Below are 25,622 nucleotides of genomic sequence, written 5' to 3' on the forward strand. Positions count from 1 at the left end.
CCCGCTCCAGGGAAACAAGTCTATAGCAGTTTTGCAAATTTGTCATCATCATGGCTTGCCGGTCTATCTGCGTTCAGAGACCAGCGGCCTTTTCATGAGCTGGGTGACCACAGACTGAACATCGGCTGTGCCGGCCAGCAAAGCGCAGACGGCATCGACGATCGGCATGTCGACCTGGCGCGCCTTTGCATCCTGCTGAAGCACGGGTGCTGTTGAGGCGCCCTCGGCAACCGTTGTCCGGTCTGACAGAAGCGCTTCGGCCGACTGGCCTTCTCCCAACCCCCTGCCGAGCGAAAAATTGCGTGAGCTGGTCGAAGAGCAGGTCAGCACCAGATCGCCGAGGCCGCACAGGCCGGACAAGGTTTCCGCTCTGGCACCGCGGGCCGCGCCGTAGCGGAGCATTTCGGCAAAGCCGCGACTGATCAGCGATGCGCGGGCATTTTGTCCGAGGCCGGCACCGTCGACGACGCCGCAGCCGATCGCCAGCACATTTTTGACGGCGCCGCCAATTTCCGCGCCGATCACATCGTCGGAATAATAGGGCCGGAAGCTTGCTTTTGCGATCAGCGGATTGAGTCGGTCCCACAAGGCCTCGCTTTCGCAAGCCAGCGTCAGGGCGGTCGGCAGACCTTGCGCGACTTCGTGGGCAAAGGTCGGGCCGGATAATATCGCGAGGGGATTGTCAGGCCGCACTATCTTTGCAACTTCGCTTAACAGCAATCGGCTTCGCGCCTCGATGCCCTTGCAGCACAATAGCAGCGCCGCATCGCTGTCCGGCAAAGTCTGGAGGGTGGCGCGCAGATGTTGCGCCGGCGTGACCAGCAGCAGCATATCGCAAGCCGCCATTGCATCCCAATCCTGGGTCGCGTGGATATTGTTGCGGAGCCGGTGGCCGGGGAGAAAGGATTTATTTTCGTGGGTCCGGTTGATCTGGTCGATAACCTCAGGTTCGCGGGCCCACAGCAGCAATTGATCTTGTCCCTCGGACAGCACCTGCGCCAGGGCCGTGCCCCAGGCTCCGGCACCGATCACGCCGATTTTGGCAGTCGCCTTGGTCATGCTTTCACCCCCGCACCGCGCGCTTTTTCAGCCGTCGGATCCAGCGGCCAGCGCGGTCGGGCGACAAAATCGAGGGGATCGGTGAGGCCGGCTGCGAAACGCTCGGCGCCCGCCCAGGCGATCATCGCCGCATTGTCGGTGCACAGCCATTGCGGCGGCGCGGTAAAGGCCATCGCATTTTCCTCCGCGACCTGTTCGAGCATGGCGCGAATCGGGCCGTTGGCGGCAACTCCGCCCGCAACTACGAGATGGGCGCAGCTTTCCTGTTCCGCTATCGCCTTTTCCAGCCGGTCGCGCAGGCAGTCGACCACCGCTTGCTGAAAAGATGCGGCTATATCTTCGGGCCTGTGCGCGCCATTCTGATGGGCGCGAACCACGGCACTTTTCAATCCGGCGAAAGAAAAATGTGGTTCGGCAGACCGGAGCAACGGGCGGGGCAGGGGAACTGCGGCCGGATCGCCCTGCCGTGCCAAGGCCTCGACCCTGGGGCCGCCCGGATAGCCGAGACCCAATATTTTCGCGGTCTTGTCGAACGCTTCACCGGCGGCATCATCAATCGTGGTTGCCAGCCGCCGATATTGGCCGACGCCCTCGACGCGCAATATCTGGCAATGGCCGCCGGATACCAGCATCAGCAAATAGGGAAAGGCCAGATCCGGATTGACCAGTCGCGGGGACAGTGCGTGGCCTTCGAGATGATTGACCGCGATCAACGGTTTGCCTGCGGCCATCGCCAGCGCCTTGCCGGTGACCAGACCAACCATCACGCCGCCGATCAGGCCGGGGCCGGCGGTGGCGGCAATGGCATCGACATCATCCAGTGACTTGCCCGCTTCCGCCAGCGCCGCGGCTATGAGCGGGGTCAGAATCTCGGCATGGGCGCGGGCAGCAATTTCGGGGACGACGCCGCCATAGGGGGCATGTTCCGCTTCCTGGCCAGCCAGTTTGTGCGCCAAAATCTCCCGATCAGACGTGACTAGCGCGGCCGCTGTTTCGTCGCAGCTGGATTCAATTCCCAAGATCAGGCTCATGACGCTTTTACTTAGGCGCTCAAGCCATTAGAACAAGCGCTATCATGAGTGAAAACGCCAAAAAAGAGATTCTCGCCGGACTGGACCGGCCATTGCGTATCGGTACGCGCCAATCCCCGCTGGCTATGGCGCAGGCGCAAATGACCGCCAATGCGCTGTTATCGGTGCATGGCTGGCGGCCCGATCAGGTGGAACTGGTGCCGATGATCGCCAGCGGCGACAAGATACTCGATCGGGCGCTGGCGGACGTCGGCGGCAAGGCTTTGTGGACCAAGGAACTGGATTACGCGCTCGGCGGCGGTGAAATCGACTGCGCAGTGCACAGCATGAAGGATGTGGAAACCATCCGGCCGGAGGAATTCATTCTGGCGGCGATACTGGAACGGGCCGATATCCATGACCGGCTGATCGGCGCGGATTCGATTGACGGCCTGGCGGAGGGCGCCATCGTCGGTACCGCGTCGCCGCGCCGCAAGGCGCAGCTTTTGCGGCAAAGAAGCGATCTCGACATCCGGCTGATCCGCGGCAATGTGCAGACCCGGCTGCAGAAAATTGCAGACGGCGAATATGACGCGACTCTGCTCGCGGCCGCCGGTCTGAACCGCCTCGATATGGAAGATGTCGGAACCGAGATATCCGACGAAATCATGCTTCCCGCGCCGGCGCAAGGCGCGGTCGGGATCGAAACCAGGTCCGATGACACGCATGTCCGCCATCTGATGCACGCGATATCATCGCCAAACACATTTCGCGCGGTCATTGCCGAGCGCCTGTTTCTGGAACAGTTGACTGCGGATTGTCACAGCCCGGTTGCCGCATTGGCAACGATTGATAGCGTGACGATTCATCTGCGGGCCGAAATTTTATTGCCCGATGGTTCAGAATTCGTCGTGGGAAGCTGCAGCTTTGACACTGGTGATGTTTCCGCGCCCGGCATATTGGCAGACAAGCTTCTGGGGCAGGCCAGTGCGGAGCTGAGAGCCATATTCGGCCGATGATGCTGCCGCTGCTGATCCTGCGGCCGCTCGACGGCGCGCTGCAGACCGAGCGGCGAGCGAAGCAATTGGGGTTGCAGACGGTTGTTGATCCGCTGTTCACCGTCGAGTCGATTGCATGGTCTGGTCCCGCAGTGCAGGATTTTGATGCATTGCTGCTGACCAGTGCCAATGCCGTGTCTCATGGCGGAACCCAGCTAGACGCCTACAAATCGCTGCCGGTTCTGGCGGTGGGCCAAGCAACCGCAAGGGCCGCAGAAAATGCGGGATTTCATATCGCCAAAACCGGCGAGTCCGGGGGCCAGCAATTGCTTAATCAGCTACCGGCCAATCGATATCGCAGCATTTTGTGGCTGGCTGGCGAGCAGCATAGCCTGTTCGATTCGGGTGAACGGCTATTGCATATTGTCCCGGTGTACCGCTCGCGAGCGATCGATTTGGGCGAAAAGGCCGTGGCCTGCCTGGACGCGGAAACGATCATATTGCTCCACTCGGCACGCGCGGCGAGGCATCTGGCGTCGGAACTGGATCGCCTGCAAATCGAGCGGGACCGCCATCATGCTGTTGTTTTTTCCGCCAAAGTGGCAGAAGCGGCAGGGCAGGGATGGGGAAGCGTGCAAATGGCGGACCGTCCGGACGACGAGTCTTTACTGTCTCTGGCGACCCGACTATGCCAGAACAAATGAGAATATTTGGTTCGCCATATGGCCGGGCCGGGAAGGAAAACCGGAATGAGCCGCGATTATGAAAGGCTGTCGCCATCGACTGGCAAGAGCAATTTGACGCGCAATATACTGATTTTGATGGTGGTGGCCTTTATCGGCGGGGTGATCCTGACCGGATGGATATTGTCCCGTTATAATCCGTTTGATAGCGCTTCGGACACGGAAGCTGCCGCGGTTGCCAATAGCAATGGCGCAAAAGCAAAGCCTGACCCGGCGACTGCCCTTGCCAATCGAATCGATGCCGATGGCAGCGTCTTGCCAGCGACATCGCCAGCGCAGTCCGCAAAAGCTGCCCCTGTGACGACCCTGACCTCCGATCTGGAGCGCGCGCTTGCGGTCCGCGTTGCCGATCTGGAAGACCGTTTGTCGCGGATCAATGTGCAGGCGCAGGCGGCATCGGGTAATGCAGCCCGGGCGGAGGGCCTGCTGATCGCCTTTGCCGCGCGCCGTGCGCTGGATCGCGGATCGCCGCTTGGCTATATTGATCCCCAGTTGCGGCTTCGTTTTGGCGATGCGCAGCCGAAAGCTGTGACGACGATTGTCAACGCCTCTCGCCAGCCGGTTACACTGGAAGAATTGTCCGCGGGACTGGATGAATTGGGGCCGGCACTGATGACGGGCTCAAGTGGTGCAGGATTCTGGTCGGACTTTCAGCGGGAGCTGTCCGAACTGTTCGTCATCCGCCGTCAAGGCACGCCTTCCCCGGCACCACAACAGCGACTGATTCGCGCGAAACGCTATGTCGAAACCGGCAATGTCGATGCTGCCATTGCGGAAGTCGAGAAACTGGCCGGCGTGGAAAAGGACGAGGATGCCCTGCAATGGATGGAAAAGGCACGGCGCTATAACGAAGCGCGGAGGGCGCTGGACGTCATCGAAACCGCAGCGATTCTGGAGCCGCAACAATTGCGTACTGCCGACGGGGACAGGGTAGACCAACCCTCACCGCTGGCCCCGTCCACCGCCATACCGGCGCCTTAATTCCTCAGGAACAGCTGCGCGAGATCAGCGGGTACACGAACCGGCCGTCCGCTTGCCCGCTCGATAATCGCCCAGTTGGTTTTCGCGGCGACCTTGATCTTGCCATCGGACCCGGTGAAACTGACATTGCGCCAGAAACGCGCGCCCTTGGGCGGCTCTGAAATCCAGGTGCGCCCGGTGACGTTCTCGCCGACCCCGACATTGCCGCGATAGTCAATCTCGTGCCGGGTCACGACCCAGATATAGCGATCAATGGCATCCTGCGGCGCGACCGCCTGCCAGTGCGCCGTTGCCAGATCCTGAATCCAGCGCACCCATACCGCGTTATTGACATGACCGAGTTCGTCAATGTCTTCCGGTTGCGCGGTGATCGGGAGGGTGAATCCAATTTTCCCCTCTCCCAGGGAAGAGGGCGCATCGCTCATGCAGCCAAGTCCATCTGCCACAGGATGAAGGCGAATTCCTCCGCCGTTTCTTCCAGCGCGTTCCACCGGCCGGACTTGCCGCCATGGCCAGCGCCCATATTGGTCTTGAGCAGCAGCATATGGTCGTCGGTCTTGGTCGCGCGTAATTTCGCCGTCCATTTCGCCGGTTCCCAATAGGTGACGCGGGGATCGTTGAGCCCGCCGGTGATCAGCATCGGCGGATAATCCTGCGCCGTCACATTGTCATAAGGCGAATAGCTGCGGATATATTCAAACGCCGTCTTGTCGGTGATCGGATTGCCCCATTCCGGCCATTCGCCGGGGGTGAGCGGCAGGCTCTCGTCCTGCATCGTGTTGAGCACGTCGACAAAGGGAACATGGGCGACGATGGCGCCCCAGAGGCCCGGATCGCTATTGACAATTGCGCCCATCAGCTCGCCACCGGCAGAGCCGCCCGAGGCGGTGATCCGGCCTTCGCTGGTATAGTGCTTGGCGACCAGGCCCCTGGCGACATCGACGAAATCGTTGAACGTGTTGGTCCGTTTGGTCAGCTTGCCATCAAGATACCAGTTGCGACCGAGATCATCGCCGCCGCGAATATGGGCAATGGCATAGACGAAGCCGCGATCGACCAGACTGAGCCGGGTCGTCGAGAAGCTGGGCGGCACGGCATAGCCGTAAGCACCATAAGAATAGAGATGGAGCGGCGCGCTGCCGTCGATTTTGGTGTCCTTGCGATAGAGCAGAGACACCGGTACCAGCGTTCCGTCGCGGACCTCAATCATCAGCCGCTCGGTCTTATACTGGCTGCCGTCATAGCCGGACGGAATTTCACGTAGCTTGAGCGTTTCGAGCGATTTGTCGGCGAGATGATAGTCATAGACCGTGTCCGGTGTGACCATAGAATCATAGCTGAGCCGGAGCCTGTCGACATCATATTCGGGATTGTCGTCCAAACCGGCGCTATAGCTGGCCTCGGGAAAGGAGATGCGCTCGACCTTGGCTGGATCATCATAGGACCGGATTTCGATCTGATCGAGGCCATTTTCGCGGCCTTCGGTCACATAGAAATTCTTGAAAGTGCACACATCCATCAGGTAAAATTCATCCGATCCGGCAATCAATGTCGTCCAATTGTCCGGGTCGGCGACCGGCGCCGTCGCCAGCCGGAAATTAACATGGTCGTCATTGGTCAGGATATAGAGCCTGTCGTCATGCTCCTCGACTTCATATTCGCGGCCAATCTGCCGCGCCGACACCAATATCGGTTCGGCCAGCGGATTGTCGGTGGGCACCAGCCGTATTTCGCTGGTTTCGTGATCGCCGCTCGAAATGGCGATATATTTTTCCGAATGGGTCAGGCCGATGCCGACGCGGAAGCCCTCGTCATCTTCATGATAAAGCTCGACATCATCGGCAGTATCGCTGCCCAAGACATGCAGCCGGGCATTGTCGGTACGCCATTGTTCATTGGCGAGACCATAGAGCAGCATAGTGGAATCGGCCGACCAGACCAGGCTCGACAGGGTACCGGGTATGATGTCGGGCAGCAGATCGCCGCTGGTCAGATCCTTGATCCGTACCTCAAACCGCTCCGAGCCATTGTCGTCAAAAGCATAAGCCAGCAAGTGGCCATCGGGGGACACTGACGCCGCGCCCAGCCGGAAATATTCCTTGCCTTCGGCCAGTATATTCTCGTCCAGCATCAGCTGGTCTTCTCCGCCCGATACCGCTTTGCGCCAATGCTGGTGATATTGCATGCCCTCCTCGAACTTGCTCCAGTAAAGCCAGTCGCCGTCTTTTTGCGGGACCGAACTGTCGTCTTCCTTGATCCGCGCCTTCATCTCCTGAAACAGCGACTGGGTCAGCGTTTTGCGATCCGCCATATTCTGTTCGAACCACTGATTCTCCGCCTTGAGATAGGCGAGCACATCCGCGTCCTCGACCACCGGATATCGCGCATCTTTCAACCAGTGCCAGGGGTCGTCCACGACATATCCGTGCCGCTCGTAGCTATGGGGACGCTGTTCTGCAAAGGGCGGACGAGTCAGCTTTTTGGTCATATTCTCTATATATCTCCGGCCGGATTTAGGTGGTGATTGGGGCTCGGAACCCCTATGTGTGTCACCATAAGCTTATTCAAGGAGTTTGCTCAGCGATGTTGATGTCTACCTATGAAGCCCGCTTGCATGCGCTGCGGGAACAAATGCAAAAAGACGGTCTCGATGGCTTTGTCGTGCCGATTTGTGACGAGCATATGAGCGAATATGTCGGCGATTATGCGCAGCGGCTGGCCTGGTTGACCGGCTTTGGCGGTTCTGCCGGTTCCGCCGTGGTGCTCAAGGACAAGGCGGCGATTTTTACAGACGGGCGCTATACCATTCAGGTGCGCGATCAGGTCGATGGCAATCTATATGAATATGTCGGCACGGCGGATCAGACCGTCATCGACTGGCTGGGGGCCAATGCACCCGAAGGTTCTTCCATTGGCTATGATGCCTGGCTTCATACCCAGGATTGGGCGAAGTCGGCTGCCGCCAAACTGGAAAAAGCCAGTGCCAAGCTGGTTGCGGTCAAGGTCAATCCGATTGATCGGGTTTGGGAAGACCAGCCGGAACCATCTTTGGCCAAGCTCGACGTTCAGCCGGATGAATTTGCGGGCAAGTCATCCGCCGACAAACGTGCAGATATTGCCAAATGGCTAGCGGAAGAAGGGCTGGACGCAACGGTTATCGCTGCGCTCGATTCTGTCGCCTGGGCGTTTAATATTCGCGGTAAGGATATCGCCAACACGCCGGTTCCGCGTGGCTATGCAATCGTGAAGGCTGATGGCAGCGCAGAACTGTTTGTGGCACCGGAGAAGCTCACCGACGACGTGCGCGTGCATTTGGGCAACGCGGTCGGGGTGCGCAGCTATGACGAATTTCCTGCTGCCTTGAATGAATATCAGGATCAGAAGATCGGTGTCGATCCGGAACGTTCGGTCGCCGCGATATTTGAACAGCTGGAGCAAGCCGGCGCGATCATTGTCAAAAAGCGCGATCCGACGATATTGGCGAAGGCGATCAAGAATGAGACCGAAGTCAATGGCCACAAGGCGGCACAGGCGCGCGATGGCGCTGCGCTAAGCCAATTCCTGCACTGGTTCTCGCAAGAAGCCCCCAAGGGTGGCTATGACGAATTGTCGGTTGCGGCCAAGCTCGCCGAATTTCGCGGGCAATCCGACAAGTTGATGGATCTGTCGTTCCGCACCATCTCGGGTGCCGGCCCCAATGGAGCACTGTGCCACTATAGCGTGAACGAAGAAACCAATCGCAAGATCGAAGCCGGTACGCTTTATCTGGTCGATAGCGGCGGCCAATATCGTGATGGTACGACCGATGTCACCCGCACGATGGCAGTGGGTGAGCCGACCGCCGAAATGATCAAGCGCTATAGCCAGGTCTTGCAGGGTCACATCGCGCTGGCCAAGGCGGTCTTCCCGAAAGGCACGACCGGCGGGCAGCTCGACATATTGGCGCGGCAATATCTCTGGGCCGATGGCGTTGATTATGCTCATGGCACCGGCCATGGCGTGGGTTCCTATCTGGCTGTGCATGAAGGGCCTCAGCGGATCGCGGCTCATAGTGGCTTTGACGAGCCACTGGTGGCAGGTATGATCTGTTCCAACGAGCCGGGCTATTACAAGACCGCCGAATTCGGCATTCGCATCGAGAATCTGATTCTGGTCGAAGAGCGCGCCATCGATGGCGCCGAACAGGCCATGCTCGGTTTCGAAACGCTTACCTTCGCGCCGCTCGAGCGCAAGCTGATCGATATTGCCATGCTCTCGCCGGATCAGCGCCAGTGGGTCGACGACTATCATGCCAAGGTGCGCGCGGCGATTGCGCCGCAGCTGGACGGTGATGCGCTGAACTGGCTGGAGGTACAGACCGCGCCGCTCTGACGCCATTGACCCGACTCAATCGTTCACTTAATGTTCTTTTTCGACAAGAAGGAGGAAGAGCATGATTGGTTATGTCACATTGGGTACCAATGATATGGAGAAGGCGGCAAAATTCTATGATGCGCTCGCCAAGGAAATGGGCGTTGGCCGGATGATGGACTTTGACCAGTTCATCGCCTGGGGCAATATGGGCGGTGCGCCGGGCATCGCGGCGACCAAGCCGTTTGACGGCCAGGCGGCCAGCGTTGGCAATGGCGTGATGGTTGCGCTGCAGGCCGAGGATATGGATCAGGTGCAGCGGCTTTATGATCTCGCGCTGGCCAATGGCGGCAGCGATGAAGGCGCACCGGGTCCGCGCGGCGACAACGGTTTCTATGCCGGCTATTTCCGCGATCCGGATGGCAACAAGCTCAACGCCTTTTGCATGACCGCGGCCAAAGCCGGTTGACAGGCCTGCGGCGCTGGGGAAAGAGCCGCCACCATGACGGAACAGAAAAATCCCCGTGACGGCTTTCGCCTGATCACCCCGATGCGTGTGCGCTATGCCGAATGCGATTTGCAGGGCATTGTCTTCAACGCCCATTATCTGGCCTTTGCCGATGTCGGTCTGACCGAATATATGCGCGCGCTGATGGCGGCGAGCGGGACGCAGGCCACAGGCGATATGCTCGGCGGCTTCATGCAGCATTTTGGCGGCGACAATTGGGTGCGCCATGCCGAGGTCGACTATCGCGCGCCGGCAAAGGCGGATGACCTGCTCGACATCGCGGTGCGAATCACCCGCTTCGGCCGGACCAGCTATGCGCTGCTCGTGAATATTTTGCGCGGCGAAGAGCTGCTCAATGTGGTCAAGCTAACCTATGTCTGGTTTGATCCGGCAACCGACCAGGTTGCTCCGGTGGCCGCGAAATTCATCGAGGCGGTCAGCGATTTCGAGATTATCAAGCCGGAACGGGCAGTCGTCAGCGTCTAGGGTCAGGCTCTAGGGTTGCGGCTTGGCGTCGGCATTGCCGGGAACCAGCTGCTTTGCCTGCGCCTTGCGCAGGCGCAGATTGGCGCGCAGCTGTGCGGCGAGGCGCTCGGCTTTCTCCGCTTCCTTGCGTAATTTTTCCGATTTTGGCTGTGGTTTTGGCATGGCGCCTGATTGCATTATCCGATGAAAAACGCAACTCCGCTTGACAAGCTCGCAAGCATTTGGTCTTAGCCCCTCGGTTCGGTCGAAACCGCCCAGCGCGGCGGCTGTTGCCGATGCATCAAAATGGTCCGGCTGCTGTAGCTCAGTGGTAGAGCGCGTCATTGGTAATGACGAGGTCGAGAGTTCAATTCTCTCTAGCAGCACCACCATTTTTCCCAGATTTCAGCGTCTCTAGGCTACGGCCATGAGAGCGAAATTATTGTCTATATATCAGAGGGTTACCGGTGGGTGGCTCACTGCTCCTGTCCACTGAGACCATTTGGCACCCGCGATACCGGGGCAGAATGGCCATTGATCTCGATGGCCCGAAACGCTGGCACCGGATGCACTTTTAGATATTGATGAATGTGGGGCTTAGTTGAACCCAAGCATGGCGCGCTGCGCTGTCCAGCATAGCGGGACATTGCCCATGCGCAATATTCTGCGCCCGGTGAGATTTTCCGGTTGCGATCCATCAATGATGGTCGAGATGATATCGGGAGCCAGATAACTGAGCCGGGTCAATTTCTGTAGATGAGCCTTGCTGTATACCGCGATCATTGGAGATGGTGTTCCATCCATCAGAAAATCCCGTGCGGCAAATGCATGCGCTACTAGACGGAGCAGTATCGGGTCAGGATCTCGTTTTGAAGTTCCATCGCTTGGAGCGATGGCTAACTTCACATCCGAGCCTCTGCTAACGAGTTCTGCGTTTACGGTTACGGATACGGGGTCAGTATAGTCGGTTGGTCTGAAGACTATTTCTATCGCAGCTTCCTTGATCTGAACTTTGGTTTGATAGTTCAGCAATGTCTCGCGCCGGTTGGTTATGCACATATCAGGCAAGGCATCCGCCATATCTGATCGGTCATCGATCTGTGTGGAAAGATCCGCTGCAGTTTCGCTACCGTTGGATCCGGAGGCGCGGAGTTGGTCTGCAATCGCATTGATCACCAGTCGTTCGATTTCTCCGCACGGCATCCTCCAGACCGAGTTTTTCTTTTCTCCTGGTTCCAGTCGGGTTGTATAATAACGATAGAGCTTGGCTCCTCTGCGAGACTGCGTCGGTGACATGGGCCTGCCATCTGGGTCAGTGATGAGACCGGTCAACAGACTTGGGTTATCGGATTTTTTGCCGAGGGCATTGTCGCGGCGGTTGGTGGCAAAGGTTTTTTGCACCTTATCGAACAGTGCCTGATCTATGATAGCTTCATGCTCTCCATCATAGATCGCATCTTTATGCCGGACCTTTCCTATATAGATCGGGTTATGAAGGAGTTTCGTAAGGGATCCAGCCCGGAACGGAATGCCGCCAACGATTCGTTCGCCCTTATACAAGCGCTGCTTTGTTCGGTAGCCATCGGCCGCAAGCTCATCGACAAGCTGAGGTACCGATTTGAGTTTGGTGTAGCGCCTGAACATATGACATACTGCTTCGGCCTCACTCTCATTAATCATCAGCTTGCGATCTTGAAGGTTGTATCCAATGGGAATGGGACCACCCATCCACATGCCTTTTTTCTTGGATGCGGCGATCTTGTCCCTAATGCGCTCACCAGTGACCTCACGTTCGAACTGCGCGAATGACAGTAAAACGTTCAGCGTCAGCCGCCCCATGCTGGTCGTTGTGTTGAACGACTGGGTGACGCTCACGAATGAAGCTTCATTCTCATCCAGTATCTCAACGATCTTGGCAAAGTCAGCCAGCGAGCGCGTCAGTCGATCAACCTTGTAGACAACGATGACATCAACCTTCCCGGCTTTCACGTCGCCCAGCAGCTGGGTTATGGCAGGGCGGTTCATTGAACCGCCAGACCAACCGCCATCATCATAAAACTCGGATACCGCCTCCCAGCCTTCACTGGCTTGACTGAGAATATAGGCGGCGCAGGCTTCTCTCTGTGCATCCAGACTGTTAAAATCCTGCTCCAACCCGTCCTCGGTCGATTTGCGGGTGTAGATCGCACAGCGAAGCTTTTTGGGCTTGTCAGACATTTGCCGTCGACCTTGGTTGATAGCCACCCCTTTTCTTCAATCCGAAGAAGCGGGGACCTGACCAATGGGCACCGGTTATCTCCCGGGCAATATGGCTGAGACTGTCATAGTGGCGACCTTCAAACTCAAAGCCATCATCGCAAACGAGCACATGATAGCTCTTGCCGTTCCACGCTCGAACCAACCTGGTTCCTGTCTTCAACGAGATGGCGTGCATGTTTCCGGCCTTGCCCGTGCGCTCCACGCGTTTGCGGAGCCGTTCGATTTCTCGCTTGGTAGCGTTCGGCAATTTGCCGTGCAAGCGTTCCTGCAGGCGATGGGCGATACCGCGCCTGAGCAGGTCTGGACTAACGTCCGGTGCTCGCGATCGATATGTGTCACGCCACAGCGATCGCAGCCGAGCAGGGGGCATGGTTATAAGCTCGGCCAACAGTTGGCCCAGCATAGTCATGATGCTGCCTGCTGCGGTTTCTCATTGGGCGTCTCCGTCAACCGGTAGACCGTTCCTTCATCACCGCGTTGTTCACGGATGATGACAAGGCCCTTTTTGCGGAGGCGAGTCAGGAATGCGCGGGTGCTGTGCTTTTGCCATTTGGTGGCATTGCATATCTCATCGATGCTCGCGCCTTTGCCTCGGCTTAGAAGCGCGATAACGGTGGCGGCCTTGCTTTGTGTCTTGGGTTTTGTGGTTGGCATATTGGGTCTCCGGTATGGAAGCCGGACTGTCCGGCTCCTCCACTGACCCAAGCCGCGGATCGCTTGTCAGAGCGGGCGGTGCATCGCGTCACTGGCGGCGACATCGACAGCAATGCTCCAACAAACACCGAAGTCCAGTGGATTATTTGCTCGTATTAGAAAGCTGCATATGGACTTCCGAGCGAAGTCGAGCATTTGTTGCGACATGGCAAATATCGATGATGAAGTTGCCCCGATTAAGGTGCGATCCGCGCTGTTCGCTCTAGTTACCGCGAGGCTGGAAGATGCTCACGTATTTGCGGTCAAAGGGCAGCCCAGGGATTTGGATGCTGCAGGTGTCAAATACTGCATCAGCGATTTTCGGTCGATCCTCGATAAATAGCAGATCCAATTGGATGCAGCGGAGCTAGTAGGTTAGATTCGCTCCGGCCGTTGCCAAATATCAAAAGTAGACTCTAGCGTTGGCCTTGTTGAATGGCGACCAAGTGGCGAGATAATAGAAACCGGAAGACTGCTGGGCTGAAAGTCGACTTTCGGTTTCCAGGATTGGACCCTGCAGAAGCGCACGTCGATCGCAAGCAATCCGGTCACTCAGCGGCAGGGCAATATTGCGACAAGAATTCCTTGTGGGCGGGCATGTGCTGGACCAGGAAAGAGATCGACTTTTCGATTTCATCGACCTCAGGTTTCAGCGTGGCCAGGTCGATCGTGTCCGCCATCGCGTTGTGGCCTTGCATCTCGATACCCTGTCCCATCATCACCGCGGCCCAGCTGGTTTCCGTGAACAACTCGTCATCTTCCCGGAAAATCTGACCATTGGTCCGGAAAAGCTCAATCTTCTCGGCGAGGCTGTCCGGGATACTCATGTTCCGGCAGTAATTCCAGAACGCGCTGTCATTGCGGCTGGTCTGGCAATAGTGGAGGATCAGAAAATCGCGAATACGTTCATATTCCTTCCCGGTCAGCCGGTTATATGCATTTTCCTGCACCGTCGTAACCCGATCGAGGGAGAGCAAGGCAATGAGCTTGTTGATTCCGGTATTGATCAGGTGAATCGACGTCGATTCTAGCGGTTCCATGAAACCGGCGGAAAGACCGATCGCAATGACATTCTTGTTCCAAAACTTCTTGCGGCGGCCGGTGACGAAGCGGAGAAAATTGGGATCTGCAGTCGGCTTGCCGGCCAGATTGCCGACGAGAATGCGATGCGCTTCATCGTCCTCCATATATTCGCTGCAATAGACGTGACCATTGCCATTTCGATTTTGCAACGGCACTTGCCACTGCCATCCAGCCGAATGCGCGGTCGCGCGAGTATAGGGCAGGGGAGGGCTGCCGTCATCGCGTGCACAGGGCAGGGCTACAGCCCGGTTGCAGGGCAGCCAATGGGTCCAGTCCTCATATCCCGTTTCGAGCGCCTGCTCGATCAATATGCCGCGGAAGCCGGAGCAATCAACAAACAGGTCGCCTGAAATCGTTTCGCCATTGTCCATCGTAATGGAGGTGACGAATCCTGTCTCGCCGTCCAGCGCCACATCCGAAACCCTGCCCTCGCGCCGGGTTACCCCCCGCTTTTCAGCATATCGCCTCAGGAATTGGGCGTAGCGGCCAGCATCGATATGATAGGCATAGTTGATCGGCGGCAGATCTTCCCGCTGGTTTTCCGGAGTCCGGGCAAAGCGTCCGTAATAGGCGGCCATGGTTTCGGGATTGAACACCTGTATCGGTCTTTTGTCTCCCGCCTGGCGAAGTCGGTGCCAGATATGGTGGAACGTCAAGCCCTCCATTTCATAGCCATAATTGCCAAAGGGATGGATATAGCTGTCACCAAGTTTGCCCCAGTTCACGAACTGGATTCCCAGTTTGAAGGTGCCCTGAATTGCGCTCAGCATTTCGCTTTCATCGATTTCGAGCAAGCGGTTGAAATCCACGATGGGTGGAATGGTTGCCTCGCCGACACCCACCGTACCAATTTGCTCGGACTCCACGAGAATGATTTCCACCTTGTCAGCATCGTTCAGCTTGGACAATGCAGCGGCTGTCATCCAGCCAGCGGTGCCTCCACCAACGATAATGATTCTGTCTATCGGCATCAGGGTGTTTCCTCTCGCGGTCGTCGTTTTCTTTTTTCGCTACCCGATAACGGGCATCATGACTAGCTTGATGACTAGCTTGCGCGCGCAAGGCATAACATGAGGGAACACAAATGTGAACGTTCATTTAATTGCTTGTGAACGCTAACATATTGAGCTAATGAATTGTCAATTAAGGCGCGAATCGGAAATAAAGCGCCAGTTTTGGGGAATGGGGAGGTTGCTTTGACAAACAAGAATCACTTTTGGGGTGTGTGCCATTCAAGCAGGCTGAAGGCGCTCGGAACCGTATCGAGCCTTGCCATCAGTCTTGCCATGAGCGGCGCGGCTTTGGCACAAGAAGCAGGGCAGCCGGCTCCCGTGCAGGTTGAAGTCGATGACGAAGATGAAAATGTCATTATCGTCAGTGGTTATCTCGCCTCGCTCGAATCGGCCCAGGGTGTCAAGCGCGAAGCCGATACCTTCGTCGACGTCATTACCGCGGAAGATATCGGCGCATTGCCCGATCGTTCCGTGGCCGAGACGCTCCAGCGCATTCCTGGCGTAAACATCAGTCGCTTCGAACAGCGCGACGACCCCGATCGTTTCTCGGTCGAGGGTTCAGGGGTCATTATCCGTGGTCTGTCCTTCGTGCGTTCCGAACTCAACGGACGCGACATTTTTTCTGCCAATGGTGGTCGTGAACTGAGCTTCAACGACATTTCGCCGGAGCTCCTCGGCCGCGTCGAGGTATTCAAAAATACCACCGCCGACATGATCGATGGCGGTCTTTCGGGTACCGTCAATCTCGTCACCCGCAAGCCGCTCGACACGCCGGGGCTGAAAATTGCAGGCACAATCGAAGCAAATATCGGTGATTTGGCTGAAGAATGGTCGCCCGGTTTCTCCGTACTGGCATCAAATACATTTGAAAGCGGCATTGGCACCTTCGGCCTTCAACTGGGCTACGCCCAATCCGAACTGGTCACGCGAACCGATGCTTCGCAGATTACCGATCCGTGCTACCGCGCCGATACGCTTGATGGTCCGTGTTTCCGCGTCCGTGGAGTGGGTTCGGGCGGGTTCTCCGGCGACGCAAATTTTGATGCATCGACCTTCCCGCCTGCGGGCGCGGTTTTCGTGCCCAAGGGGGCAGGCGTTCGCACGACGGATCTGACGCGTGATCGCAACGCTTTCTCGGCAGTTGGCCAGTGGGAGAGCAATGACGGAAGCGCCGTTGTCACCATCGAATATTTGCGAGCCGAAACCGAAGCCACGCTGAACGAATTTTCCGCGCTCGCGTTGGTGAATGATGACAATCTCTTCCCGATTGTGGCGCCGGGTACGACGCCAACGTTCAACGGCAATCAATTTGTTTCCGGCACACTGACTCAGGCGCAGCCATTCAATGGCGGACGGGGCATCCCAACCGAAATGCTTCGCTTCCAGCGGGAAGACGAGGCGAAGACCGAGGATTTCTCGATCGATATCGATCTGGCTCCTTCAGACCGGCTCCGCTTCAACGTCGAAGTCCAGCATATCCGGTCCGATCGAACCGAAAGCGGCTTCATCGGGGCGATGCAGACCTATTCCGATCTGTTCATCGACAATTCCGGCGAAACGCCGATCGTGCAGTTTCTGGAGCCGGGCACCGACAGTTCGCCAGCCAGCTATTTTACCAACCCTGCCAGAAGCCTCTACTGGTTCCTGCTCGACAATCAGGTCGCCAATGAAGGTAAGCTGACCAGCATGAAATTTGACGGCGAATATGACGTCAGCGACGATGGCTTTTTCAAAAAGGCACGCTTTGGTGCACGTTGGGCTGATCGCAATCGTGTCACGCGCAATTCGAATTTTTCGAACTGGGGTAACCTCGGTGCACCCTGGACCGGTCGCGGCGGCAACTGGAATTGCGGCGATTTCCAGGCCTTTGGCTGTGGTGGCGCCTATGCGTTCGACTTCCCCAATTCTTCACAGCTCCGCAATCCCTTTGGCGACGGCTTCCAGCGCGGCAATGCGCCGGTTCCGCTTGGCGATGGTTCGGCCTATTTCTTCGGCGGCGACAACCTGGTTGACGATTATCTCAGCGGAGCTGTCCAACAGCAGGCAAACGCGATTACCGCCTTCACGCTTACGCCCAATGCCTGGTTCCCGATTTCGGCTCGCGGCAACAATGTGCCCGGTGGTGTATGGAATGCCGGCGAGATTTCGGACGTCGATGAAAGCACTTTTGCAGCTTATGCGCGGGTCGACTTCGGCGCCGACTTTGGCGGTCTTTCCTTGGACGGCAACATAGGCCTTCGCTATGTCAAGACGACGGTCCAGAGTGGCGGTTCCATCACCTATCCGACTGGTCAATTTTTTGGTAATGGCGACAATGTAGTCACGGTAGCCGAACTTCAGACCTCCTGCGGCATGGTCCAGCCAGGTCAGGTGGCACCCGGTTATTGCGGACTATCGCCTGCCAGACTGGCCGAATTTGGATCGGTCTTCACCGGCGAGCAGATACTGGACAATTCCGATATCACTTATGAAAATTGGCTGCCCAGTTTCAATGCCAAGCTTGATTTCGGCAATGGCATGCTGGTGCGCGCCGCAGTGTCCAAGGGTATTTCTCGCCCGGATCTGTCATCCTATCGCACCGGCGGTTCGATTTTTGACAATACCAGCAATCTGCGCGCTGCCGGCACGCTCGAAACCGGGCCATTATTTGCGATCAACACCGGCAACAGGTTGCTGCGACCCATTCAAGCCTGGAATTACGATCTGTCGTTCGAATGGTATTGGGCCGATGTGGGTTCAATCACGATCGCCGGCTTCCTGAAGGACATCAAGGGCATCGTGAATGGCGGCGCGACGTCTCGAACCTTTACCAGCCCGAGTGGAGCCACCACCGAAGTGCTGGTGAACGGACCGACCAACAGCGACGGGGGAACGCTGAAGGGCGTCGAGATCGCCTACCAGCAGGTATATGATTTCCTCCCCGGTCTGCTCAGTGGCTTCGGCTCGCAGCTTACCTATACTTATGTGGATGGTGGCAAATTCAGCAACTCCAATCTTGGCGCCGAACAAAGTCCGTTTGCCGGCAGCCTGCCACTGGCGGGAATATCCAAGCATACCGTCAATGCAGTACTGTTCTATGAAAAGGGGCCAATTTCTGCTCGTGCGGCCTATAATTGGCGATCCGACTTCCTGCAAACGCCGCGAGACGTTATCTTCCCGTTCTCGCCAATCTATGGCGAAGCTACCGGCCAACTGGATGCTTCGATATTCTTTAGCGTGACGGACAATATCAAATTGGGTGTTCAGGGAGTGAACTTGCTCGACGAGGTTACACAGACGTCGCAGGTAATCGATTTTGACGGTACGCGCGTCAGACGTTCGGCGTTCCGAAACGACCGCCGGTTCACCTTTCTGGCGCGGTTCGACTTTTAGGGAGGTCGAGAATCCGACGATTTCAAAGCGAGCTCCTGCCCCACAGCAGGGGCTCGCTTTTCTTTTTGGCCCGATGCCCTAGACTTTGCCGATGCTGAACAATCTCAAACCGATCCCGGAAATCGACCGACCAAGCGTCGAGCAGTTTCAACGGGACATCTATTTCAAGGCGCAGCCGGTCATCATGCGCGGTATCGCTCGCGATTGGAAGCCGGTGGCTGCCGGGCTTGAATCCCCCGAGACGCTGGGTCGATGGCTCAAGGAAAGCGTTGGCAACAAGAATGTGCAGATACTGACCGGCAAGAATCTGGATGACTCGACCTTTTTCTATGACGACAATCTGGTCGACATCAATTTCGAACGCAATGAAATGGCCTTCGACATGTTTGTCGATAGAATCCTTGGTTCGTTCGGCGATGATGCGGCGCGGAACATTTATCTCCAAGGAACCGAAGCGACAAATCTTTCCGCGCATTTGAGCCAGGCATTGCGCCTCCCCTATGTGCCCGCTTCGTCGGAACCCAGCGTATGGATGGGCAATGAAACCACCGCGCAAACCCATTTTGATTTGTCCCAGAATGTGGCCGTGCTGGTCAGCGGACAGCGTCGCTTCACCTTGTTCCCGCCAGAACAGATCGCCAATCTTTACATGGGGCCGGTCGAATATGCCCCGTGCGGCACGCCGATCAGCATGGTCCGCCTCGATTCTCCGGATTTGCAGAAACACCCCCGCTTTGAAGAGGCATTGGCAAATGCATGTTATGCCGATCTGGAACCAGGAGATGCTATTTTCATTCCCTATATGTGGTGGCATCAGGTGCAGGCTCGCGGTGCGCTCAACATGCTCGTAAATTTCTGGTGGAACGAATATGATGATTTCGGTTCACCTATGTATGCCATGTTGCACGCAGTGCTCACGGTCCGGGATATGCCCCCGTCCATGCGTTCGGCATGGAAAGCCATGTTCGACCATTTCGTATTCGGCGATGGCGCGCGGGCGATGGATCACATGCCGATGCCGATGCGCGGCGGCCTGGGACAGGTCTCTGCCAACATGCGTCAAAACCTCTGGCACGGGATTGCCAATGGCATTGCCCCGCATTTCGCACCACCTTCCGATGCACGACCAAAATAGGAAATGACCATGTCGCGAAGCCTTTTTCCTTTTTGCCTGGCCGCGCTTTCGCTGGCCGTTTCCGGATGCGATGGAGCAGTCGCGTCGCAGGACAATCCACATATTGTCGAGCAGGGAACGATTGGCGTGGCAATTGGACCTCCTGCCGAGGCGAATGGCTGGTCGATGATTTGGTCCGATGAGTTTGACGGGGATCAGATCGATCGGTCCAAATGGGGATTTGACATTGATTGCTGGGGTGGCGGAAATGCCGAACGGCAATGCTATACCGACAGAATAGAAAATGCCGCGATCGAAGATGGAAATCTTGTGATCACGGCGCTCAGAGAGCAAGCGACCGGGCCGGCGTTGCCGCCCTATCTGCGCGCCGCGGCCGACGATCCGGAAGCCACAGCCACGAAACCATTCACTTCCGCGCGCCTGACAACCAAAGGCAAAATGTCATGGCGCTACGGCCGGATCGACGTGCGCGCGAAATTGCCCTTGGGGCAGGGAATCTGGCCTGCAATCTGGATGCTGCCCGAGGACAATAGCTATGGGCCATGGGCAACTTCCGGCGAAATCGACATTTTGGAAGCCGTGAATCTGGGCGTGCCTTGCGAAAAATGTCCCGGCGGCACCGAGAACCGGATTCTGGGCACATTACATTTTGGTGGGGCATGGCCCGCCAATAGATTTTCCAGCACCGAGGTGGCGCTGCCCGGCTCACTCGACGATTTTCATATTTTCAGCATAATCTGGCGCGAGGGCGATTTCCGGTGGCTGGTTGATGGCAAGGTCTTTGCATCGAAGAAGGCCGATGACTGGACCACGACCAGTTCCGATGATGCCAATGCGCCTTTTGACAAGCCGTTCCACCTTCTGATCAATCTTGCCGTCGGCGGCGGTCTTCCGGAAGGGCGGGGGCTGGGCGGCGTCTCTGACGAGGGCTTTCCCAAACGCTTTGAAATAGACTTTGTTCGTGTCTGGAAATGTCAAAGTGAACCTGCTAGCGCACATCACTGTGGCGGGATATGGAATAACTGAACTATGGCCAGACGACGGCAAACGGTAACGATCAAGCATGTCGCTGCAGAAGTAGGGGTGTCCCTGCAAACCGTCAGCCGCGTGATCAACAACGAGCCCAATGTCCGTCCGCAGATGAAGGAGCGGGTCCAGGCGGCAATCGATAAATTGGGATATGTTCCCTCGATCGCTGCCCAGCGGATGAGCGGATCCAAATCCTATCTGATTCTCGCGCTGAACGATCGAGAGCGGACCATTGAAGACTGGCGTGCGCGGCAAGGCAGTGACTGGGTCGACCAGATGCTGCTTGGCGGCATGCTGAAATGCGCCGAGCTCGGATATCGGCTGATTTTCGAGCTGGTCGATACGCATAATGACCATGTCGAACGTGAATTGCGGGCGATGATCGCTGCCCTGCAACCCGACGGAGTGATCCTGACTCCTCCGCATTCCGACAATCCGCTCATCACCGGACTGTTGAACAAGCATGAAATCCCCTTCGCCCGGATTGGTTCTTCCGGCAATGGTGGCGGCATTCCGCTGATCATGGGCGACGAGGGTGCCGCCCGCATGGCGACGCGCCACCTGATTGAGCTGGGTCACGAGCATATCGGGTTTATCGCCGGTCCCGATGATTATGCGTTAAGTGGCTGGCGCAGCGCAGGCTGGCGCAACGAGATGAACGACGCGGGGCTGTCAACAGAGGGCTTGTGGGCTGCCGGCGATTTTGGCCACGATTCCGGGGTGAAGGCGACCCGCCAATTGCTGGCCCAATCTCCAAGGCCCACCGCCATAGTGGCGAGCAGTGACCAGATGGCGATCGCGGCAATAGAGGTCGCGGGTGAAATCGGTTTGACCGTGCCGGCCGATCTTTCGGTTGTGAGCTTCGACAATACACCGATGGCCCGGTTCAACAGCCCGACTTTGACAGCCGTCGATCAGCCGATTGCCCAAACCACGTCGAAGGCTGTCGAATTGATCGTCGACGCCAATCGCGGCAAGGAACTGCCCATCGCCACGACGATAGTCGCCGCAAAATTGATCGTCCGGCAATCAACTGCACCGCCTCCGCAAAGTGAGTGAAGCCGCGGGCAAGCCTCTGCAGAGTTACCGGTTCATGTTGCTTTACGCACTTGCCGTTGCGGGGGGGGCGATCGCCTATGTGCCGTTTCTGACCATCATATTCCCGATGCGCGTCACCTTTCTGGCGGGTGCTGATGATGTCCAGTGGCTCGCCTATATGACCTTCGCAGGGGCAATTTCGGCGAGCCTGGGCAATATATTATTTGGCTGGTTGAGCGACGTCACGCGCCACCGCCGCGGCTGGATTCTGTGTGGCCTGATATGTTCGAGTTTATTGCTCCTCGGATTCGCCTGGGTGGAGCGTTTCGAAGCCCTGATCGGGCTGATCTTGCTTTGGCAATTGTCGCTGAACATGATGCTGGCGCCGCTCGGCGCCTGGGCAGGGGACTGCGTTCCCGATCATCAGAAAGGAATGCTGGGCGGACTGATCGCTTTTTCGCCGGCTCTCGGCGCATTTTCAGCGGCGATCATCACCATCCCGGGGCTGGCCGGCCCGGAAACGCGGCTTTGGATGGTTGCTGCTTTGGTTGTCGTCTGCGTCGTGCCGGTCATCATCTTTGGCGCTCCCAGGCGATTACCGGAACTGCAGCCCGCGCTGGGCATCGAGCAGGTACGGCCGGTCATCGAACGTCACGGTCGGCAGATGGTTGTGCGCATGTGGGTGGCAAGGCTGCTGGTGCAGATTTCGGAGGCCGCTCTCTTCGCCTATCTCTATTTCTGGTTTCGCTCCATTGATTCCGGATTGGGCGATAGCACGACGGCGAGGATTTTGAGCATCGTGCTGATCACCGCCATTCCGATTGCCATCATCACGGGGCGCTGGGCCGATCGCCATGATCGACCGATCTTCCCGCTGGCCGTGTTTGCCGGCTGTTCCAGTATCGGGCTGCTGGTGATGGCCCTGTCTTCAACCCCGATATCGGCGATCGCGGGCTATTTCCTGTTCGGGCTTGCGACGACCGTGTTTCTCTCGCTCCATACTGGCCAAACCCTCCGCGTCTTGCCGAAAGCCGAGAGGCGTGGCCGGGATTTGGGTCTGTTCAACCTGACCAATACCACGCCATCGCTGGTCATGCCGTGGATCGTGCTCGCCCTGGTGCCGATTTTCGGATTTCCGGTCCTGCTGGGTCTGCTGGCCTTTCTCGCGCTGGCAGCCTGCATCGTGCTGGCGACCTTCCCCAAGGCAAGCAACATTCCCGAAATCGCTTGAAGCCCGCGATCAAACAGCATCAATTTCAGTCACTAAACCGAATTTCCCGCAAAATTCCGGCACCGTCGCAGAATGTTTCACTTAAGCATTGTGAACGTTCCCATTTACTGCTCTAATAGATCAAAGGCGATTCGAAAATCGCGGATGGTGGAGGACTGAGAGTGAATTTTCGAATTGGTGTATGTGCGGCAGCGGCAATGGCAGTTTCTGCCTGCGTTTCGGGTCCTGCAGGATCCGAACCCCGTGTCACTCCATCCCAGTCTCAGCCGCAATCGATCGAATCCCGGGCAAGCGGGATCTTGGGCCAGATGACCCTGGAAGAAAAAGTTGGCCAGATCATTCAGGCGGACATCGCCTCGGTTTCGCCGGACGAGGTCAGGAAATATAATCTCGGCTCGGTCTTGAACGGCGGCAATTCTGCGCCGGGCGGTGGCAAGGTTGCTCCTGCCGGTGAGTGGATCGCTCTTGCCGACGAATTTTGGCGGGCGTCGACCGATAAATCCGATGGCGGCGTTGGTATTCCGGCCTTGTGGGGCACCGACGCGGTCCACGGCCACAATAATCTGCAAAATGCGACCATATTCCCGCACAATATTGGTTTGGGGGCCGCAAATGAACCGGAATTGATCGGGCGCATTGCTCAGGTGACGGCGCGAGAAGTGCGGGCGACCGGAATCGAGTGGACCTTTGCCCCGACCCTGGCCGTTGCGCAGGACGATCGCTGGGGGCGCACCTATGAAAGCTATTCGGAAAACCCGGATATTGTCGCACGATATTCCAGGGCGATGGTGGAAGGCTTGCAGGGAAAATCTGGTGATGCGGATTTCCTGAAGGGCAGCCATGTCATTTCCACCGCCAAGCATTTTGTCGGCGACGGCGGCACTCAGCTGGGGATTGACAAGGGCGATACGCAAGGCGATCTCGCCGACATATTGAAACTTCACGGCGCAGGATATGCGCCCGCGATCGCAGCCGACGTGCAAACTGTCATGGCGAGTTTTTCCAGCGTGAACGGCAAGAAAATGCATGGTTATCGGGAGCTGCTGAATGATTACCTGCGCGGCGAGCTCGGATTTACCGGGTTTGTCGTCGGCGACTGGAACGGTCATGCGGAGATTCCCGGCTGCATCAAGACCGATTGTCCCGCCGCAATGGAGGCCGGGCTGGACATGTACATGGCTTCTGATTCCTGGAAGGGATTATATGACTCCCTGCTGGGCCAGGCCAAATCGGGCACCATGAATCTGGCACGGCTGGACGAGGCTGTCACGCGGATCCTGAAAGTGAAAATCCGTTCCGGACTGCTGGATGCGCCCGCCCCGTCGCAGCGCACCGGCACCCAGCCAAGCCAATTGGGGGCCGCCGAGCACAAGGCGATCGCCCGGGAAGCGGTTCGCAAGTCGCTCGTGCTGCTCAAGAATAATGACGGTCTTTTGCCGCTCAGGCCCGGGCAGGCTATTCTGGTGACGGGCAGTGGTGCGCATAGCATCCAGCAGCAAACCGGTGGCTGGACTCTCTCGTGGCAGGGGGATGACAATGCCAATGAGGAATTTGCCTCCGCCGAGACGATTTTTGACGGTATCAAAAGCGCGGTTTCGGCCGCCGGCGGAGCGGCGTCTCTGTCGGATGACGGGACGTTTCAGGAGCGTCCGGATGTGGCGGTCGTCGTTTTTGGCGAACAGCCTTATGCCGAATATCGCGGCGATCGCTCTGATCTGGTGTTTGAGGGTCAGGATGGCGAAAATCTTGCGCTCATAAAATCCCTCAAGGCGCAAAATATTCCGGTGGTGGCGGTCTTTTTGTCCGGGCGGCCAATGTGGACAAATCCTCTGATCAACGCATCGGATGCATTTGTCGCGGCTTGGCTGCCGGGAACCGAGGGCGGTGGCGTCGCGGATGTCCTGATCGCGAGTCCTGAACGCTCGGTGCGCCACGATTTCCAGGGACGTTTGTCCTTTTCCTGGCCTGTCCTGGGCGACGGGAAGCCGGTCAATGGTCCGGATGCCGATGGTGCACTGTTCCCGCTGGGTTACGGACTGAGCTATGCGCATGGCGCGCAGCTGGCTCAATTGTCGGAAGATCCGGGTATCGATCTGACAAAAAATTTTGATGGCACGATAATGAAGCGCGGCGATGCCGCTGCCGGGCTGCAACTCTATCTTGGCGACAGCTCCAATGCCAATGTTCCGGCGCCAGCCCTGATCAGCAAGAGCCTCGGAGGAGCCGTCTCCACCGCCGGTATCGATTACAAGGCACAGGAAGATGCGCGAACGGTTACCTTTGCCGGAACCGATGACGCCAAACTGGGGGTTCGCGCATCAAGGCCGATTGACCTGTCTGGTCGCAAGTCGGATGCCCTCCTGATCGAGTGGCGTGCCGAGGTGTTGCCGGACGGCGAGCTCAGGCTGGGGATGGACTGCGGCGAGGGCTGCACGGGACTGATCGACGCCAATCAATTTTTTGCAGCGGAGAAGGCAACGGATTGGCGGACGGACGTCATTTCTCTCCAATGCTTTGTTTCTGCGGGCCTGGATCTCACCAAGGTGACTGCCCCATTCGTTCTGGAAAGCGATGCAAAGGGCAGCATTTCCTTGCATCGCTTGGAGCTGGTGGAATCGAAAGAGGCAACATTGCGCTGTGACTGAATTTGGGCGG

General features: G+C 57.5%; 21 protein-coding genes and 1 tRNA gene. 13 read left to right on the forward strand and 9 right to left on the reverse strand.

What is annotated here, in order from left to right:
• Positions 1 to 63: 63 nt before the first annotated feature.
• Both V7665_RS02270 and tsaD read right to left on the reverse strand, forming a co-directional pair.
• A complete protein-coding gene (locus V7665_RS02270; RefSeq protein WP_335662914.1) occupies positions 64 to 1,059 on the reverse strand; it encodes an NAD(P)H-dependent glycerol-3-phosphate dehydrogenase in 996 nt (331 codons plus the stop codon).
• Positions 1,056 to 2,090, reverse strand: a complete 1,035-nt coding sequence (gene tsaD, locus V7665_RS02275; RefSeq protein WP_335662915.1) for a tRNA (adenosine(37)-N6)-threonylcarbamoyltransferase complex transferase subunit TsaD — start codon at positions 2,088 to 2,090, stop codon at positions 1,056 to 1,058. The genes V7665_RS02270 and tsaD overlap by 4 nt, the downstream gene beginning before the upstream one ends.
• A 44-nt stretch (positions 2,091 to 2,134) precedes the next feature.
• Between tsaD and hemC the strand changes: the two genes are divergently transcribed.
• Genes hemC through V7665_RS02290 form a run of 3 tightly spaced genes read left to right on the forward strand, consistent with a single transcriptional unit; the run spans position 2,135 to position 4,791 of the window.
• Entirely contained in the window at positions 2,135 to 3,088 is a 954-nt protein-coding gene (gene hemC, locus V7665_RS02280; RefSeq protein WP_335662916.1) for a hydroxymethylbilane synthase, read from the forward strand.
• Entirely contained in the window at positions 3,085 to 3,771 is a 687-nt protein-coding gene (locus V7665_RS02285) for a uroporphyrinogen-III synthase (RefSeq protein WP_335662917.1), read from the forward strand. The genes hemC and V7665_RS02285 overlap by 4 nt, the downstream gene beginning before the upstream one ends.
• Before the next feature lie 45 nt (positions 3,772 to 3,816).
• The gene (locus V7665_RS02290; RefSeq protein WP_335662918.1) at positions 3,817 to 4,791 is read left to right on the forward strand and encodes a mitofilin family membrane protein; all 975 of its coding nucleotides are present in this window, start codon (positions 3,817 to 3,819) and stop codon (positions 4,789 to 4,791) included.
• On the opposite strand, the gene V7665_RS02295 is transcribed toward V7665_RS02290, so the two are convergent.
• Entirely contained in the window at positions 4,788 to 5,216 is a 429-nt protein-coding gene (locus V7665_RS02295; protein ID WP_335662919.1) for an acyl-CoA thioesterase, read from the reverse strand. The two genes, V7665_RS02290 and V7665_RS02295, sit on opposite strands and share 4 nt — an antisense overlap.
• The gene (locus tag V7665_RS02300; protein ID WP_335662920.1) at positions 5,213 to 7,279 is read right to left on the reverse strand and encodes a S9 family peptidase; all 2,067 of its coding nucleotides are present in this window, start codon (positions 7,277 to 7,279) and stop codon (positions 5,213 to 5,215) included. Before V7665_RS02300 ends, V7665_RS02295 begins: the two co-directional genes overlap by 4 nt.
• Positions 7,280 to 7,380: 101 nt before the next feature.
• Between V7665_RS02300 and V7665_RS02305 the strand changes: the two genes are divergently transcribed.
• The 3 genes from V7665_RS02305 (at position 7,381) to V7665_RS02315 (ending at position 10,135) form a co-directional block, all read left to right on the forward strand.
• Complete coding sequence (locus V7665_RS02305) at positions 7,381 to 9,162, forward strand: aminopeptidase P family protein (RefSeq protein WP_335662943.1); 1,782 nt, start codon at positions 7,381 to 7,383, stop codon at positions 9,160 to 9,162.
• Between the two features lie 61 nt (positions 9,163 to 9,223).
• A complete protein-coding gene (locus V7665_RS02310; RefSeq protein WP_335662921.1) occupies positions 9,224 to 9,610 on the forward strand; it encodes a VOC family protein in 387 nt (128 codons plus the stop codon).
• 33 nt (positions 9,611 to 9,643) lie between these two features.
• On the forward strand, positions 9,644 to 10,135 hold the full coding sequence (locus V7665_RS02315; protein WP_335662922.1) for an acyl-CoA thioesterase: 492 nt from the start codon (positions 9,644 to 9,646) through the stop codon (positions 10,133 to 10,135).
• A gap of 9 nt (positions 10,136 to 10,144) precedes the next feature.
• Here the strand turns inward: V7665_RS02315 and V7665_RS02320 are convergent, their stop codons facing one another.
• Positions 10,145 to 10,297, reverse strand: coding sequence for a hypothetical protein (locus V7665_RS02320; protein ID WP_335662923.1), 153 nt, complete (start codon positions 10,295 to 10,297; stop codon positions 10,145 to 10,147).
• Positions 10,298 to 10,428: 131 nt separating this feature from the next.
• Between V7665_RS02320 and V7665_RS02325 the strand changes: the two genes are divergently transcribed.
• Positions 10,429 to 10,503: transfer RNA gene (locus V7665_RS02325), tRNA-Thr, on the forward strand.
• Positions 10,504 to 10,711: 208 nt separating this feature from the next.
• Here the strand turns inward: V7665_RS02325 and V7665_RS02330 are convergent.
• The 4 genes from V7665_RS02330 to V7665_RS02345 all read right to left on the reverse strand — a co-directional run bounded on the left by V7665_RS02330 (position 10,712) and on the right by V7665_RS02345 (position 15,120).
• The gene (locus tag V7665_RS02330; RefSeq protein ID WP_335662924.1) at positions 10,712 to 12,331 is read right to left on the reverse strand and encodes a recombinase family protein; all 1,620 of its coding nucleotides are present in this window, start codon (positions 12,329 to 12,331) and stop codon (positions 10,712 to 10,714) included.
• A complete protein-coding gene (locus tag V7665_RS02335) occupies positions 12,324 to 12,782 on the reverse strand; it encodes a DUF2924 domain-containing protein (RefSeq protein WP_335662925.1) in 459 nt (152 codons plus the stop codon). The genes V7665_RS02330 and V7665_RS02335 overlap by 8 nt, the downstream gene beginning before the upstream one ends.
• The gene (locus V7665_RS02340) at positions 12,779 to 13,027 is read right to left on the reverse strand and encodes a DUF3489 domain-containing protein (protein WP_335662926.1); all 249 of its coding nucleotides are present in this window, start codon (positions 13,025 to 13,027) and stop codon (positions 12,779 to 12,781) included. The genes V7665_RS02335 and V7665_RS02340 overlap by 4 nt, the downstream gene beginning before the upstream one ends.
• A 587-nt stretch (positions 13,028 to 13,614) precedes the next feature.
• Positions 13,615 to 15,120, reverse strand: coding sequence for a tryptophan halogenase family protein (locus tag V7665_RS02345; protein ID WP_335662927.1), 1,506 nt, complete (start codon positions 15,118 to 15,120; stop codon positions 13,615 to 13,617).
• 330 nt (positions 15,121 to 15,450) lie between these two features.
• Between V7665_RS02345 and V7665_RS02350 the strand changes: the two genes are divergently transcribed.
• The 6 genes from V7665_RS02350 to V7665_RS02375 all read left to right on the forward strand — a co-directional run bounded on the left by V7665_RS02350 (position 15,451) and on the right by V7665_RS02375 (position 25,612).
• On the forward strand, positions 15,451 to 18,534 hold the full coding sequence (locus V7665_RS02350) for a TonB-dependent receptor (protein WP_335662928.1): 3,084 nt from the start codon (positions 15,451 to 15,453) through the stop codon (positions 18,532 to 18,534).
• Between the two features lie 91 nt (positions 18,535 to 18,625).
• Entirely contained in the window at positions 18,626 to 19,669 is a 1,044-nt protein-coding gene (locus V7665_RS02355) for a cupin-like domain-containing protein (RefSeq protein ID WP_335662929.1), read from the forward strand.
• Between the two features lie 9 nt (positions 19,670 to 19,678).
• Positions 19,679 to 20,695 carry a glycoside hydrolase family 16 protein gene (locus V7665_RS02360; RefSeq protein ID WP_335662930.1) on the forward strand — a complete coding sequence of 339 codons (1,017 nt, stop codon included), beginning with the start codon at positions 19,679 to 19,681 and terminating at the stop codon, positions 20,693 to 20,695.
• Between the two features lie 3 nt (positions 20,696 to 20,698).
• A complete protein-coding gene (locus V7665_RS02365) occupies positions 20,699 to 21,757 on the forward strand; it encodes a LacI family DNA-binding transcriptional regulator (RefSeq protein ID WP_335662931.1) in 1,059 nt (352 codons plus the stop codon).
• Positions 21,750 to 22,967, forward strand: a complete 1,218-nt coding sequence (locus tag V7665_RS02370) for an MFS transporter (RefSeq protein ID WP_335662932.1) — start codon at positions 21,750 to 21,752, stop codon at positions 22,965 to 22,967. Before V7665_RS02365 ends, V7665_RS02370 begins: the two co-directional genes overlap by 8 nt.
• Positions 22,968 to 23,275: 308 nt before the next feature.
• Positions 23,276 to 25,612, forward strand: a complete 2,337-nt coding sequence (locus tag V7665_RS02375) for a glycoside hydrolase family 3 protein (protein WP_335662933.1) — start codon at positions 23,276 to 23,278, stop codon at positions 25,610 to 25,612.
• Positions 25,613 to 25,622 lie beyond the last annotated feature (10 nt).

The organism is Parasphingorhabdus sp. (genome assembly GCF_036964675.1).
In the GTDB taxonomy this organism is placed as follows: domain Bacteria; phylum Pseudomonadota; class Alphaproteobacteria; order Sphingomonadales; family Sphingomonadaceae; genus Parasphingorhabdus.

Coding starts and splice junctions, on each gene's coding strand:
- V7665_RS02270 (WP_335662914.1), bottom strand. CDS start 1,059: ATGACCAAGGCGACTGCCAAAATCGGCGTGATCGGTGCCGGAGCCTGG.
- tsaD (WP_335662915.1), bottom strand. CDS start 2,090: ATGAGCCTGATCTTGGGAATTGAATCCAGCTGCGACGAAACAGCGGCC.
- hemC (WP_335662916.1), top strand. CDS start 2,135: ATGAGTGAAAACGCCAAAAAAGAGATTCTCGCCGGACTGGACCGGCCA.
- V7665_RS02285 (WP_335662917.1), top strand. CDS start 3,085: ATGATGCTGCCGCTGCTGATCCTGCGGCCGCTCGACGGCGCGCTGCAG.
- V7665_RS02290 (WP_335662918.1), top strand. CDS start 3,817: ATGAGCCGCGATTATGAAAGGCTGTCGCCATCGACTGGCAAGAGCAAT.
- V7665_RS02295 (WP_335662919.1), bottom strand. CDS start 5,216: ATGAGCGATGCGCCCTCTTCCCTGGGAGAGGGGAAAATTGGATTCACC.
- V7665_RS02300 (WP_335662920.1), bottom strand. CDS start 7,279: ATGACCAAAAAGCTGACTCGTCCGCCCTTTGCAGAACAGCGTCCCCAT.
- V7665_RS02305 (WP_335662943.1), top strand. CDS start 7,381: ATGTCTACCTATGAAGCCCGCTTGCATGCGCTGCGGGAACAAATGCAA.
- V7665_RS02310 (WP_335662921.1), top strand. CDS start 9,224: ATGATTGGTTATGTCACATTGGGTACCAATGATATGGAGAAGGCGGCA.
- V7665_RS02315 (WP_335662922.1), top strand. CDS start 9,644: ATGACGGAACAGAAAAATCCCCGTGACGGCTTTCGCCTGATCACCCCG.
- V7665_RS02320 (WP_335662923.1), bottom strand. CDS start 10,297: ATGCCAAAACCACAGCCAAAATCGGAAAAATTACGCAAGGAAGCGGAG.
- V7665_RS02330 (WP_335662924.1), bottom strand. CDS start 12,331: ATGTCTGACAAGCCCAAAAAGCTTCGCTGTGCGATCTACACCCGCAAA.
- V7665_RS02335 (WP_335662925.1), bottom strand. CDS start 12,782: ATGACTATGCTGGGCCAACTGTTGGCCGAGCTTATAACCATGCCCCCT.
- V7665_RS02340 (WP_335662926.1), bottom strand. CDS start 13,027: ATGCCAACCACAAAACCCAAGACACAAAGCAAGGCCGCCACCGTTATC.
- V7665_RS02345 (WP_335662927.1), bottom strand. CDS start 15,120: ATGCCGATAGACAGAATCATTATCGTTGGTGGAGGCACCGCTGGCTGG.
- V7665_RS02355 (WP_335662929.1), top strand. CDS start 18,626: ATGCTGAACAATCTCAAACCGATCCCGGAAATCGACCGACCAAGCGTC.
- V7665_RS02360 (WP_335662930.1), top strand. CDS start 19,679: ATGTCGCGAAGCCTTTTTCCTTTTTGCCTGGCCGCGCTTTCGCTGGCC.
- V7665_RS02365 (WP_335662931.1), top strand. CDS start 20,699: ATGGCCAGACGACGGCAAACGGTAACGATCAAGCATGTCGCTGCAGAA.
- V7665_RS02375 (WP_335662933.1), top strand. CDS start 23,276: ATGACCCTGGAAGAAAAAGTTGGCCAGATCATTCAGGCGGACATCGCC.